At 67.7% G+C, this 12,472-nt stretch carries 13 protein-coding genes; 10 read left to right on the plus strand and 3 right to left on the minus strand.

Annotation, left to right across the window (positions count from 1 at the left end):
* Positions 1–473 precede the first annotated feature (473 nt).
* The 4 genes from RT97_RS30810 (at position 474) to RT97_RS30825 (ending at position 4,339) form a co-directional block, all read left to right on the plus strand.
* On the plus strand, positions 474–1,367 hold the full coding sequence (locus RT97_RS30810; protein ID WP_042582673.1) for a TauD/TfdA dioxygenase family protein: 894 nt from the start codon (positions 474–476) through the stop codon (positions 1,365–1,367).
* Positions 1,368–1,392: 25 nt separating this feature from the next.
* The gene (locus RT97_RS30815) at positions 1,393–2,403 is read left to right on the plus strand and encodes an ABC transporter substrate-binding protein (RefSeq protein WP_042582674.1); all 1,011 of its coding nucleotides are present in this window, start codon (positions 1,393–1,395) and stop codon (positions 2,401–2,403) included.
* Between the two features lie 59 nt (positions 2,404–2,462).
* Positions 2,463–3,335 carry an ABC transporter ATP-binding protein gene (locus tag RT97_RS30820; protein WP_216595200.1) on the plus strand — a complete coding sequence of 291 codons (873 nt, stop codon included), beginning with the start codon at positions 2,463–2,465 and terminating at the stop codon, positions 3,333–3,335.
* Positions 3,336–3,469: 134 nt separating this feature from the next.
* A complete protein-coding gene (locus RT97_RS30825; RefSeq protein WP_042582675.1) occupies positions 3,470–4,339 on the plus strand; it encodes an ABC transporter permease in 870 nt (289 codons plus the stop codon).
* Between the two features lie 22 nt (positions 4,340–4,361).
* Here RT97_RS30825 and RT97_RS30830 read toward each other — a convergent pair whose 3' ends face one another.
* On the minus strand, positions 4,362–4,754 hold the full coding sequence (locus RT97_RS30830) for a DUF5329 family protein (RefSeq protein WP_042582676.1): 393 nt from the start codon (positions 4,752–4,754) through the stop codon (positions 4,362–4,364).
* Positions 4,755–4,866: 112 nt separating this feature from the next.
* Between RT97_RS30830 and hisN the strand changes: the two genes are divergently transcribed.
* The 5 genes from hisN to RT97_RS30855 are packed head-to-tail and all read left to right on the plus strand — an operon-like array spanning position 4,867 to position 8,819.
* Complete coding sequence (gene hisN, locus RT97_RS30835; protein ID WP_042582677.1) at positions 4,867–5,643, plus strand: histidinol-phosphatase; 777 nt, start codon at positions 4,867–4,869, stop codon at positions 5,641–5,643.
* 9 nt (positions 5,644–5,652) lie between these two features.
* Entirely contained in the window at positions 5,653–5,847 is a 195-nt protein-coding gene (locus RT97_RS30840; RefSeq protein ID WP_013539508.1) for a DUF2905 domain-containing protein, read from the plus strand.
* A 24-nt stretch (positions 5,848–5,871) separates the two neighbouring features.
* Positions 5,872–6,798, plus strand: a complete 927-nt coding sequence (locus tag RT97_RS30845; protein WP_042582678.1) for an ROK family protein — start codon at positions 5,872–5,874, stop codon at positions 6,796–6,798.
* A gap of 30 nt (positions 6,799–6,828) precedes the next feature.
* Positions 6,829–8,373 carry a tetratricopeptide repeat protein gene (locus tag RT97_RS30850; protein ID WP_042582679.1) on the plus strand — a complete coding sequence of 515 codons (1,545 nt, stop codon included), beginning with the start codon at positions 6,829–6,831 and terminating at the stop codon, positions 8,371–8,373.
* A complete protein-coding gene (locus RT97_RS30855) occupies positions 8,370–8,819 on the plus strand; it encodes a DUF1877 family protein (RefSeq protein WP_042582680.1) in 450 nt (149 codons plus the stop codon). The genes RT97_RS30850 and RT97_RS30855 overlap by 4 nt, the downstream gene beginning before the upstream one ends.
* Here the strand turns inward: RT97_RS30855 and RT97_RS30860 are convergent.
* Entirely contained in the window at positions 8,816–10,276 is a 1,461-nt protein-coding gene (locus tag RT97_RS30860; RefSeq protein ID WP_042582745.1) for a PLP-dependent aminotransferase family protein, read from the minus strand. The two genes, RT97_RS30855 and RT97_RS30860, sit on opposite strands and share 4 nt — an antisense overlap.
* Before the next feature lie 189 nt (positions 10,277–10,465).
* Here RT97_RS30860 and RT97_RS30865 point away from each other — a divergent pair, with 189 nt between their 5' ends.
* On the plus strand, positions 10,466–10,804 hold the full coding sequence (locus RT97_RS30865) for a hypothetical protein (RefSeq protein ID WP_042582681.1): 339 nt from the start codon (positions 10,466–10,468) through the stop codon (positions 10,802–10,804).
* Positions 10,805–10,978: 174 nt separating this feature from the next.
* Here the strand turns inward: RT97_RS30865 and otsA are convergent, their stop codons facing one another.
* Positions 10,979–12,364, minus strand: a complete 1,386-nt coding sequence (otsA, locus tag RT97_RS30870; RefSeq protein ID WP_042582682.1) for an alpha,alpha-trehalose-phosphate synthase (UDP-forming) — start codon at positions 12,362–12,364, stop codon at positions 10,979–10,981.
* Between the last annotated feature and the right edge of the window lie 108 nt (positions 12,365–12,472).

The raw sequence follows: 12,472 nt of genomic DNA on the forward strand, positions 1-12,472 counted from the left end.
TGCCCCCACCCCAACCCTCCCCCGGAAGGGGAGGGAGCCAATCCAGGCCGAGTGGAGCAAAGGCCCATCGTCGTAGAGAGAGCCAAATCCAAGCCGAGCGAAGCGAAGGCCCGCAACGTCTCGAAAGCCGAGCGCAGCAATGGCGCGTCCGAAAGCCCTTCTGTATGCGCCGAGGAGCGCAGCGTTTCGCGGATCAGGGCTCGCCCTTGTTTGAGCGAAGCGAGTTTGGGCGAGACCCCGCGAAACGCGAGCACCGCAGGTTGCCCGTAGCGAAGCGAAGGGACGCAGACAGCAGGGTCGCCTTTTCTTTGCTTACGTTCTTTTGGCGAAGCAAAAGAAAGTAAGTCGCCCGCCGGGGCGAGACCCGGCCCCGGACCAAAAAACCAAAACCACAAGAAAAACCAAAAACCAAGTCATAAGCTAGCAACGAAGAGTTCGTTGGGAAACCCAAGCCACACCCCTACATTCCCGGCATGACAGCCGTTCTCTCCCCTAACGAACCCGAGGCCGTAAGCCAGCACTTCGAAGTGCGCCCCTTCGCCGCCCCGGTAGGCGCCGAAATCCTGGGCCTCGACATCTCGAAGCCGATCAACGCCGAAGACTTCGCCCGCATCCACCGCGCCCACCTCGACCACCACGTCCTGGTGTTCCGCGACCAGCAGATCACCCCCCAAGCGCACATCGATTTCAGCCGCCGTTTCGGCTCGCTCGAAATCCACGTGCTGCACCAGTTCCAGCTCAAGAACCACCCCGAGATCCTCATCGTCTCCAACATCAAGGAGAACGGCGAGCCCATCGGCCTGGGCGACGCGGGCGTCTACTGGCACTCCGACATCTCGTACAAGCCCAAGCCCAGCCTCGGCTCGCTGCTGCACGCGCAGGAGCTGCCGAGCGAAGGCGGCGACACGCTCTTCGCCGACCAGCACCTCGCATGGGAAGCGCTGCCGGCCGACCTGCAGCAGCGCATCCTGCCGCTCAAGGCCGAGCACAGCTACCTGGCCAAGTACGAAGAGCTGCGTGCCAAGAATCCGTGGCGGCCCAAGCTCTCGCAGGCGCAGATCGACCAGGTCGCGCCCGCCGTGCAGCCCGTGGTGCGCACCCACCCCGAGACCGGCCGCAAGGCGCTCTTCGTCAGCGAACACTTCACCACGCGCATCGTCGGCCTGCCGCAGGACGAAAGCGATGCGTTGCTGGCCGAACTCTTCGCGCACAGCGTGAAGCCCGAATTCGTGTACCGCCACACCTGGGCGCCGCACGACCTGGTGTTCTGGGACAACCGCTCGCTGATGCACCTGGCGGCCGGCACGCCCGACCACCTGCGCCGGCGCCTGAACCGCACGACCATCGTCGGCGACACGCCTTTCTGATCTTTCTTTTTCCGGACTTTTTTTCATGAACCGCTTCACACGCAAGGCCGCTGCATTCGTCACCGGTCTCGGCCTCCTCGCCGGCAGCCTCGCGGCGCACGCCGAGGGCCAGATCCGCATCGCCGAGCAGTTCGGCATCGTCTACCTGCTGCTCAACGTGGCGCAGGAGCAGAAGCTCATCGAGAAGCACGCGAAGGCCGCGGGCGTCGATGCCAAAGTCGAGTGGATCAAGCTCTCGGGCGGCTCGGCGGTGAACGACGCGCTGCTCTCCGGCAACATCGAGATCGCGGGCGCTGGGGTCGGCCCGCTCCTCACGCTGTGGGACCGCACCAAGGGCAAGCAGAACGTCAAGGGCGTGGCCTCGCTGGGCAACTTCCCGTATTACCTGGTGAGCAACAACCCGAACGTGAAGACGATCGCCGACTTCACCGAGAAGGACCGCATCGCGCTGCCTGCCGTGGGCGTGTCGGTGCAGTCGCGCGTGCTGCAGTTCGCCTCGGCCAAGCTCTGGGGCGACAAGGAATTCAACCGGCTCGACAAGATCAGCGTGGCCCTGCCGCACCCCGATGCGGCCGCGGCCATCATCAAGGGCGGCACCGAGATCACGGGCCACTTCGGCAATCCGCCGTTCCAGGAGCAGGAACTGGCTGGCAATCCGAATGCGCACATCGTGCTCAATTCGTACCAGGTCCTGGGCGGTCCGGCCTCGGCCACGGTGCTGTACGCCACCGAGAAATTCCGCAACGAGAACCCCAAGACCTACAAGGCGTTCGTCGACGCGCTCGACGAGGCGGCAAAGTTCGTCACGGCCAACCCCGAGAAGGCGGCCGACATCTACCTGAAGGTGGGCAACGCGAAGATCGACCGCGACCTGCTGCTCAAGATCATCAAGAACCCCGAGGTGCAGTTCAAGACCACGCCGCAGAACACCTATGCGCTGGCGGAGTTCATGCACCGCGTGGGCGCGATCAAGAACAAGCCGGCGTCGGTGAAGGACTATTTCTTCGACGATGCGCAGAACGCTTCGGGGAACTGATGAGCACGGCGAAGGCGTCTTCGGAGGTTGACTCCTTCCCCCTCTGGGGGAAGGTTGGGATGGGGGCGGGCAGAGCGGTGACGAAGCCGGCGCCGTCTGCCCCCAACCCAGCCCTCCCCCGGGAGGGGAGGGAGCAAGACCAGAAGAACGACGCCGCGCCGCTGCTCCAGGTCGACGGCGTCAGCCTCGAATACCGCACCCCCGAACGCGTCGTGCGCGCCACGCACCGCGTGAGCTTCGACGTCCACGCTGCCGACCGCTTCGTGCTGCTCGGCCCCTCGGGCTGCGGCAAGTCCACGCTGCTGAAGGCGGTGGGCGGCTTCATCGCGCCGGTCGAAGGCGAGATCCGCCTCGATGGCCAGCGCGTGACGCAGCCCGGCCCCGACCGCATCGTCGTGTTCCAGGAGTTCGACCAACTGCCGCCGTGGAAGACGGTCAAGCAGAACGTCATGTTTCCGCTGCTCGCATCGCGCACGCTCGGCAAGAAAGAAGCGAATGAACGCGCGTTGCACTACCTCGACAAAGTGGGCCTGGCCAAGTTCGCCGACGTGCATCCGCACCAGCTCTCGGGCGGCATGAAGCAGCGCGTGGCCATCGCCCGCGCGCTCGCGATGCAGCCGCGCGTGCTGCTGATGGACGAGCCCTTCGCCGCGCTGGACGCGCTCACGCGCCGAAAGATGCAGCAGGAGCTGCTCGAGCTGTGGGACGAGGTGCGCTTCACGCTGCTGTTCGTCACGCATTCGATCGAAGAGGCGCTGGTGGTGGGCAACCGCGTGGCGCTGCTGTCGCCGCATCCGGGGCGCATGCGCGCCGAGGTCAACAGCCACGGCTTCTCGCTTGCAAGCCTGGGCGGTGCCGAATTTCAAGGAACGGGGCAGCGCATCCACGACATGCTGTTCGAGGAAGAGCCCGAAGCGGTGACGACGGCATGAACCCGCCGTTTCTCCCTCCCCTTCCGGGGGAGGGCGGGGGTGGGGGGGGCGCGGCGTATCCGTTGCTGTCGGCCTGTCCACCGCCGCTTGCCCCCATCCCAGCCTTCCCTCGCAAGGCGAAGGAGCAAAACTCCATGAGCACCCTCACACCCCCCATCCGACCCGAATACGAACGCACGCTCGAGCCCTTCACCGAAGTCCCGCTCGAACGCACGCTGCCGCTGCCCGCCCGCATCTGGGCGCAGGCCGGCGTTCGCAAGGGCCTGATCCTCATCGTCATCGCCGTGCTCTGGGAACTCGCGGCGCGCTGGCAGAACAACGACCTGCTGCTGCCCACCTTCACTGCCACCGCATCGGCGCTGTTCGACGGGCTTGCGAGCGGCGAGCTGATCGAGAAGGTGCGCATCTCGCTGGCCGTGCTGCTGCAGGGATACCTGGCCGGCGTGCTGCTGGCCTTTGCGCTCACCACGCTCGCGGTGTCCACGCAGATCGGCCGCGACCTGCTGGACACGCTGACGTCGATGTTCAACCCGCTGCCCGCCATCGCGTTGCTGCCGCTCGCGCTCTTGTGGTTCGGCCTCGGACGCGGCAGCCTGGTGTTTGTGCTGATCCACTCGGTGCTGTGGCCGCTGGCGCTCAACACCTACGCGGGCTTCCAGGGCGTGCCCGAAACCTTGCGCATGGCAGGCCGCAACTACGGGCTCAAGGGCCTGCGCTACGTGCTGCAGATCCTGGTGCCGGCGGCGCTGCCGTCGATTCTTTCGGGCTTGAAGATCGGCTGGGCCTTTGCGTGGCGCACGCTGATCGCGGCCGAGCTGGTTTTCGGCGCATCGTCGGGCAAGGGGGGCCTGGGCTGGTACATCTTCCAGAACCGCAACGAGCTCTACACCGATCGCGTGTTTGCGGGCCTCGCGATGGTGGTGTTGATCGGCCTCCTGGTGGAAAGCCTGGGCTTCAAGACGCTGGAGCGCCTGACCGTGCGGCGCTGGGGCCAGCAGCGCTAGTCCCTGCTGGATGGCGGCCGGCTCAACCGCTCGATTTCTTGGCCTGCTGCCGCAGCGCGCGCAGCTCACTGTTGAGGAACTCGTTGGCGTCGCGCACCGCGCCGTTGGTGAGCTTCACCTTGTAGGCCTGCCCGGTCATCTCCGAGCGCGAGGCGCAGCGCTCGATGAAGTCCTCTGCCGTGGCCAGTTCCTTTTTGAAGTAGTCGTACTTCGCCTGCATGTGCTTGGCGGCATCGGCGGCGTTGTATTCGTTGCCGTTGCGCAGGAACACCATGGCGCTCATCTTCGAGACGCGCTGGATCAGCGTGTCGATCAGCTTCTCCTCGGCGTCGGAGGGCGTGGCCTGGGCCAGCACGGCAAAGGCGCCGAGCAGCAGGGTGAGGAGCGCGGCGCGCAGGAATCTGAAGGAGGCCATTGGTTCTATCCCTGGCAATTTTCGCGCCATGCTAGGGCGACAGCCCTTGTCGTGTCAAACCGGCGCCGGCTCGGGTCTAATCGCAGCTTTTGGCACGCGTTCACTCTCCCCAATGAGCCCTCCCACTCCCGATCTGTCGCCGATTGCCCAGGCGCTGGCCGATGCGGCTGCCGCCAAGTCGATGCACTACTTCCGCACGCCGCTGGACATCATCACCAAAGCCGACGAGAGCCCCGTCACGCTGGCCGACCGCGCGGCCGAGACGGCGATGCGCGAGATCCTCGGCACCCGCGTGCCGGCGGACGGCATCTACGGCGAAGAGCACGGCCCCGAGCGGCTCGACGCCGAACGCATCTGGGTGCTCGACCCGATCGACGGCACTCGCAGCTTCATCACCGGCTCGCCGCTGTGGGGCACGCTCATCGGGGTGCTGCAGGGCGAGCGCGTGGTGCTCGGCATGATCGACATGCCGGTGCTCAAGGAGCGCTGGATCGGCCAGGCCGGCCAGGGCGCCACGCGCGACGGCCAGCCGGTGCGCGTGAGCACATGCACCGAGGTGGCCAAGGCCCGCATCGTCACCACCTCGCCCGACATCTTCGCGCCCGCCGACTGGCAGGCGTTCGACCGGCTCAGCCGCCAGTGCGCGATGCGCCGCTTCGGCGGCGACTGCTACGGCTACGCCCAACTGGCCGGCGGCACCATCGACCTCGTGGTCGAGACCGGCCTGCAGCCCTACGACTACCTGGGCCCCGCCGGGCTGATCGAGGCCGCGGGCGGCGTCATCACCGACTGGCAGGGCCGGCCGCTGAACCTGAAATCCGACGGTAGGGTAATTGCTGCCGCAACGCCCGAACTCCACCGACAAGCCATGGCCGTGCTCGCGGCCTAGACTGTTCCCATGTTCCGCTGGCTGATCGTCGTCGTCCTCGCACTGGTGCTCATGAGCGGGTTGACCGCGTGGCTGCGCCGCTTCGGCTTCGGACGGTTGCCCGGCGATTTCGAGTTTCGCGCCTTCGGCCGCGACTGGCAGTTGCCGATTGCGAGCACCCTGGTGCTCAGCATGATTGCGGCGCTGGTGGCGCGCCTTCTTTAGACGACAGAGAAAAGAAAACCCGCAATGAGAGCCTGCGTTGACATCGGCGGCACCAAGGTCGCCGTGAGCCTTTCCGCCTCGAGCGATGCGCCGTTGATCGGCCGCCGCAGCGAGCCGACCGCCAAGACCGGCGACAACGACGCCGTGGCGGTGCAGATCATGCGGATGATCGACGAGGTCTGCGCCGAGCAGGGCGTCGACCCCGCCACCATCGATCGCGTGGGTGTGTCGTCGACGGGCCCTTTCGAGTTGCGCGATGGCATGGTCGAACTGGCGACGCCCAACATCTGCGGCGGCATTGCCGGTCCGGCGCGCGGCCTGCCCAACCAGTGGATGACCGCGATCATCGAGGCGCCGCTGGCCAGGCGCTTCGGGCAGGTGCGCGTGGAGAACGATGCGGTGGCCGGGCTCGAAGCCGAACGCCACTGGGGCGCGCTCAAGGGATTCGATCACTGCGCCTATGCCACCTGGAGCACCGGCGTCGGTGTGGGCCTGTGCGTCGACGGCCGTGCGCTGCGCGGCAAGAACGGCAATGCGGGCCATGCGGGGCACAGCTTCGTCGTCGACGATGCGAGCGGCGCCCTGTGCGGTTGCGGCAACCTGGGCGACGTCGAGGCGCTCGTGGCCGGCAATTCGATTTCGCGCCGCTTCGGCCAGCCCGCCCCCGATCTGTTCTCGTCCGCGTCGGCCGGCGAGCCGCATTCGCTGGAAATCGTGGATGCGCTGTGCCGCGTGATGGGCCGCATGCTCTACAACATGATCATCACGCTGGACCTCGAGCGCATCAGCCTGGGCGGCAGCGTGTTCTGGCACCACCGCGATTTCCTGCTGCCGCGGCTGCAGGCGCAGATCGACGGCAAGCTGATGCCGCTCACCCGCGGCGTGCTGCTGGTGCCCGCGGGGCTCGGCGAGAAGGTCGGCGACTACGCCGCGCTGGCTTTGCTGGACTGAGCGGCCACGCAGCCATACGCTCGGCGAACCATGCGCATCCCGCCACCCCGGTCGCCCCGCCGCAAGCAGTTCGCCTGGCTGCTGCTCGTGGTGGGCGGCTTCCTGGGTGCGCACCGTTTCTACCTGGGAAGCTACCTGGGCGGCGCGGCGCAACTGCTGATGTTGCTGGCCGGGGTCGGCAACCTGCCGGGCTCGCGCATCGCTCTCGCTCTGCTGGGCGCCTGGCTGCTGCTGGACATCTACTGGGTCCACGTGCGGCTCAAGCGCCTGCAGGGGCAGGACGAAAGCGACGCCGTCCGCCGCCCCGCCGCCCAGGCCTACGACCTCGAAGCGCTCGGCCAGGCCGACGAACTGCGTGAACGCTTCCTCGCCGCGACCGAGGTGCGCGACTGGGCCAGGGCCGTGGCGCTGGGCGAGCAGATCGTCGCCAATGCGCGCAAGGTCTTCAAGGGACCGCACCAGAACCTGGCGACGTCGCTGTGCATGCACGGCCAGGCCTGCTACCAGTTCAAGGCGTTCGACCAGGCCAAGGCCAGCCTCGAGGAAAGCCTTGCCATCGGCCACCAGACCGGCATGCGGCCCGAAGACATGGCGATCGTCCGCAAGACGCTGGCCATGACCCTGGCCGGCATCGGCGAGCATGCCGCCGCGCGCCGGCGCCACGCGCACCTGCCCGCACAGCTTTCCGCGGATGGCCGCACCGGCGACGACACCGTGCTGCTGGGCCTCCTCGAAGACCAGGAGCGGCGCTACAAGGCCGCCTTCGAGCGGCGCGACCTGGCACTCGCCGAGCGGCTCTGCGCCGAGGCTGTCCACACCAGCCGCCAGCTGTGCGGCGGGCTTGGCGAGGCCGTCGTGTTCCACCTGGTCAGCCATGCCGAGTTCTGCCGCCAGCTGCAATGGCACGACAAGGCCGTGTCCCTGCTGGACGAGTGCCTGGCCATCATCGACCAGCTGGGCCTGGACGACAGCTGGCGCCTCGGCCCGAGCAACACGCTCGCGCTGCTGCACGCCGGCGCGGGCCGCTCCGACGAAGCGGAGGGCCTCTACAAGAAGACCATCGCGATGGCCGTGGCGCTGAGCAAGGGCAACTCGACCGACGAGGTGGTGCGGGCCATCAACAACCTGGCGTTTCTCTACGCGAACACCGACCAGGACCAGAAGGCCGAGCTCTGCTATGCGCGGGCCATGGTGCACCTGGACAAGCTTCCACCGGAGGAGGGCGATGCCGACCTGCACGCCGACCTCTTGATCAATTTCGCCCAGCTGCACATGTCGCGCAACGAGTCCGAACACGCCAAGCCGTTGTTCGAACGCGCGCTGGCCATCCAGGAGCGCAGCTGCCGGGGCATCTCCACCAGCGCCGCCACCGCCCACAACGACCTGGGCCTGATCGCGCAGGAAGAGGGCGACCTGCGCGAGGCGCTCAAGCATTTCAAGCGCACCCTGCTGCTCAACCAGATCTGCGCGCCGGACCACTCCGGCAACCTCGCGAATGCGCAGCGCAACATCGACAACGTGAGCCTCGCGCTGGCGGCGGTCGCGCGGGCCGCGCGGCTGGAGCCGAGCACGTGAGCATCGGGGGCGCGTTCTACGCCTTCGACCGCTACCGGCTCCGCGAGCTGGTCATCGATCCGTCGCGCGTGCCGGGCTTCCTCTTCCACACCTCGCAGGACAAGGGCGGGCCGCACGCCAGCCAGACGGTGGAGCAGGCCTGGGACGTGGTGCGCGTGCTGCTGCCCGAAGCCGTGGACGGCGAAGAGCTCGAAGGCACCGAGGGCTTGGGCTGCATCTACCTCACGGCCAGCCACGTCGAGCGCGCGGCGGCCCGGCTGGCGCGGCGCAGCGTGCCCGAGCTGGTGGCGCGGTTCACCGGCGAGCCGGCGCAGTTCGCCGAGCTCTATTGGGCGAAGACCTGGCAGGGCAGCGCAGAGGATCTGGCGGACTTCATGGAAGGCGTGAAGCGCTTCTTTGCCGAGGCGGCCGCGCGGCGCGACGCCGTCGTCTTCTACATCGTCTAGGCGTCGGCGGCCCTCGGCAGCTTGCGCGTGGCCGAGACGATCTCTCCGAGCCGCTGCAACCCTGCGTCCACCGCCTTCGAATACGGCCAGCCGCAGTTGATGCGCAGGTAGTTGTCGAAGCGCCCCGAGTTGGAGAACTGCGCACCCGGCGACACCAGCATGTGCTCGCGCAGCGCGGCCTCGAACACTGTGACCGACGAACGCTGCTCGGGCAGCTCGACCCACAGCTGCAGGCCGCCGCGCGGCAGGTTCAGCCGCGTGCCCGGCGGAAAGTACTTCGCGATGGCGTCGGCCGTCTGGTCGCGCTGCACGTGCAGCCGGTCGCGCAGGCGCCGCAGGTGCCGGTCGTAGCCGCCGCTCGCGATGAACTCTCCCGCGGCGATCTGCGCCAGCGCCTCGTTGTTGCGCGTCTGCGCGTACTTGAGCATTTCGACCTGCGCATGCCAGCGCCCCGCGGTGATCCAGCCCAGGCGCAGGCCCGGCGCCAGCACCTTGTGCAGCGAGGCGCAATAGATCACGTTGCCCGTGCGGTCCCACGACTTCACGGCGCGCAGCGGCACCTCGGCCTCCACCAGGTCGCTGTAGGTGTCGTCTTCGACGAGTGCGATGCCGTGGCTCTCGCACAGCTGCACGAGCCGCTGCTTGTGGGCATCGGGCATCACGCTGCCGATGGGGTTCTGCAGGTGCGGTACCACCACCACGGCCTTGATGTCGTCGTAGGTGTGGATCGCGAGGTCGAGCGCCTCGATGGAAATGCCGGTCTGCGGGCTGGTCGGGATCTCCAGCGCGCGCATGCCCAGGCTCTCGAGCACCTGCAGCAGGCCGTAGAAGGTGGGCGACTCCACGGCCACGGTGTCGCCGGGCTTGGCGACCGCGCGCAGCGCGAGGTTCAGCGCCTCGATGCAGCCGTTGGTGACCAGCACCTCGTCGGGCGACACCGTCATGCCGACGCGCAGGCTGCGTTGCGCCACGGCCTCGCGGAATTGCTCGTGCCCCTTCTGCGAAGAAGCGGTGGTCAGCAGCTCGGGCCGCTGGCGCAGCGCCCGCGTCATGGAATTGCGGAGGGCCTCGGCCGGGTACAGCTCGGGCGCGGCGCGCGCGATGGCGAAGTTGAGCTTCACGCCCGCATGGCGCCCGCGTGCCATGAAGTTGGCCATGCGGGTGCGCATGCTGACGAACTGCGCGGGGTCCGGCGGCACGTCGGCCACCGGTTCCTCCATCGGCGCGATGGCCAGGCGCTGCGGGCGCCGCACGAAGTAGCCCGAGCGGTCGCGCGCCTCGACCCAGCCGTCGCTCTCCATCGCGCGGCACAGTTGCAGCGCGGTCGAGAGGCTGATCTCGTGCAGGCGCATGAGGCTGCGCAGCGAGGGCAGCTTGTCGCCCTGCTTGAGCGAGCCGGTGTGGATGGCGTCCACGTAGTGCGCTGCGAGTTGCCGGTAGAGCGGTAGCGAGTCCATGGCGTCGATGCTCCCCCAAACGGGCATCCGAAAACAGATGCAGTTGAACGGGAAAACGACCATAACAGATGGGCTGGCCGGCGGCTGTTCCGGTGCGAATAGCCGATGGTTGTGCCTGTTTTTCGGGCGGCCGAATTTCTACGATCTGGACTCGCCGAATCGCTCTTCACCCACCACCCGAGGCTCGCCATGATCACCACGCTGTCCCAAGCACCCGACTCCATCGTCCTGGAGCCCGGCCAGTCCCTGCGCACCTGCGTCGATGCGGGCACCTGGCTGCAGGTGGCCGAGGGGCGCGTGCGGGTCGTGTCGCCGCCGGGCTGGTTCGGCGGCACGGTGTTCATGAGCGAGACGGCGCTCGACGAAGGCGACATGCATCGCATGGAGCACGGCGGGTGGATCGAGGTATCGGCGCTGACGCCTGTGCATTTGCGGGTCCATTCGCCCCAGATGTCGCCTGCGGCGGGCTCGGCCTCTGCCGAGGGCCGGCCAGTGATGCGCTTTGTGCGGCTGCTCACTGGCTGGTAACTGGAGCATTCAGGGCGGGTGCACAGGCCACCGGGTACTCCCCTCCGCGAATGTCCCCCGGCCTGCGGCCTCCTCCTTGATTTCGCTGCGGGGAGCACCCGATGCCCTGCGCACAGGAGGCGCTCGGCTTGTGCGGCCCGCCCGTTGGCGTGATCGCCGCCCCGAACGGCAGCCTCAGCGTTCGCTGGCCGCCTCGCGCAATGCGTCGAGGAAGGTCCGCCGCCACCAATGGATGTCCTGCTCGCGGATGCGCGACAGCAGCTTCTGGTGGCGCTCGCGCCGCTCCTCCAAGGGCATGTGCAGCGCCTGCTGCACCGTCTCGGCCGTGCCGTGCGTGTCGTACGGATTCACCAGCAGCGCTTCCTTCAACTGCTCGGCCGCGCCCGCGAAGCGCGACAGCACCAGCACGCCCGGATCGGCTGGGTCCTGCGCCGCGATGTATTCCTTTGCGACGAGGTTCATGCCGTCGCGCAGCGGCGTCACCAGCCCCACGGCCGCGGCACGGCAGAGGCCAGGCACGCGCTTGCGCGCCACCATGCGGTGGATGTAGCGCACCGGCATCCAGTCGAGCTCGCCGTAGTCGCCGTTGATCGCGCCGCACAGCGACTCCAGCTCGCGCCGGATGTCGCCATACGCATCGACCGTCTCGCGCGTGGGCGAGGCGATCTGGATCAGCGTCGCGCTGCGCCGGTTCTCCGGATAGTTCGCAAGCAGTTCGCGGAACGCGCGCACGCGCTGCGGAATGCCCTTGGAGTAATCGAGCCGGTCGATGCCCAGCAGGAGGCGCCGGCTCGAATACTCGCGCTTCATGGTCTCGTACATGTCGCGCGATTCCTTCGCGTGCGTGAGCGCGGCGAATTCGTCGACGTCGATGCCGATGGGGAAGGCGCTGCAGCGCACCGTCTGCCCGTAGGCGCGGTACATCTCGTTGCCCAGGTACTCGCCGTGCGCCTCGTTGCGCACGTAGTGCTCGAAGTGCTGCACGTCCTGCTGGGCCTGGAAGCCGATCAGGTCGTAGGAGAACAGCGAGCGCATCAGCCACTCGTGCTGCGGAATGGCCGCCACGATGATCTGCGGCGGCAGCGGAATGTGCAGGAAGAAGCCGATGCGCTGCTTGCAGCCCATGGCGCGCAGCTCGGCGGCCAGCGGCATCAGGTGGTAGTCGTGGATCCAGATGACGTCGTCTTCCTTGAGCATCGGCAGCAGCTTGCGCGCGAACAGCTGGTTCACGCGCCGGTAGCCGCCGATGAAGCCGGCGTCGAAGTGGGCCAGGTCCAGGCGGTTGTGGAACACCGGCCAGAGCACGTCGTTGCTGTAGCCCAAGTAGTAGCTGTCGTGGTCCTCGCGGCTCAGGTCGATGGTGGCGAGCGTGACCTTGCCGGCCTGCTGCTTGTGCAACTCGCCTTCGCCGGTGGGGCCGTCCTCCACGATCTGGCCGCTCCAGCCGAACCAGAGGCCGCCGCTTTGCTGCAGGCTTTCACCCAATGCGACGGCCAGGCCGCCGGCAGCGGGCTTGCGTGGGTCGGCCACGCGATTGGAAACGACGACGAGGCGGCTCATGGAGCCTCCCTGCGGCCGCCGCCGGGCCGCCCCAAGGCGGGCCGCGCCTCCCCCTCGGGGGGTGGAGTTACACGAGCGAAGCGAGTGAAAAGCCGGGGGGCTGTCGTT

Source organism: Variovorax paradoxus, assembly GCF_000834655.1.
Taxonomy (GTDB): Bacteria; Pseudomonadota; Gammaproteobacteria; order Burkholderiales; family Burkholderiaceae_C; genus Variovorax; species Variovorax paradoxus_F.

Excerpts from the sequence above, each read along its gene's own strand:
- RT97_RS30820 (WP_216595200.1), top strand. The coding sequence starts at position 2,463 with ATGGGGGCGGGCAGAGCGGTGACGAAGCCGGCGCCGTCTGCCCCCAAC.
- RT97_RS30840 (WP_013539508.1), top strand. The coding sequence starts at position 5,653 with ATGTTCCGCTGGCTGATCGTCGTCGTCCTCGCACTGGTGCTCATGAGC.
- RT97_RS30845 (WP_042582678.1), top strand. The coding sequence starts at position 5,872 with ATGAGAGCCTGCGTTGACATCGGCGGCACCAAGGTCGCCGTGAGCCTT.
- RT97_RS30830 (WP_042582676.1), bottom strand. The coding sequence starts at position 4,754 with ATGGCCTCCTTCAGATTCCTGCGCGCCGCGCTCCTCACCCTGCTGCTC.
- RT97_RS30815 (WP_042582674.1), top strand. The coding sequence starts at position 1,393 with ATGAACCGCTTCACACGCAAGGCCGCTGCATTCGTCACCGGTCTCGGC.
- hisN (WP_042582677.1), top strand. The coding sequence starts at position 4,867 with ATGAGCCCTCCCACTCCCGATCTGTCGCCGATTGCCCAGGCGCTGGCC.
- otsA (WP_042582682.1), bottom strand. The coding sequence starts at position 12,364 with ATGAGCCGCCTCGTCGTCGTTTCCAATCGCGTGGCCGACCCACGCAAG.
- RT97_RS30865 (WP_042582681.1), top strand. The coding sequence starts at position 10,466 with ATGATCACCACGCTGTCCCAAGCACCCGACTCCATCGTCCTGGAGCCC.
- RT97_RS30825 (WP_042582675.1), top strand. The coding sequence starts at position 3,470 with ATGAGCACCCTCACACCCCCCATCCGACCCGAATACGAACGCACGCTC.
- RT97_RS30810 (WP_042582673.1), top strand. The coding sequence starts at position 474 with ATGACAGCCGTTCTCTCCCCTAACGAACCCGAGGCCGTAAGCCAGCAC.
- RT97_RS30860 (WP_042582745.1), bottom strand. The coding sequence starts at position 10,276 with ATGGACTCGCTACCGCTCTACCGGCAACTCGCAGCGCACTACGTGGAC.
- RT97_RS30850 (WP_042582679.1), top strand. The coding sequence starts at position 6,829 with ATGCGCATCCCGCCACCCCGGTCGCCCCGCCGCAAGCAGTTCGCCTGG.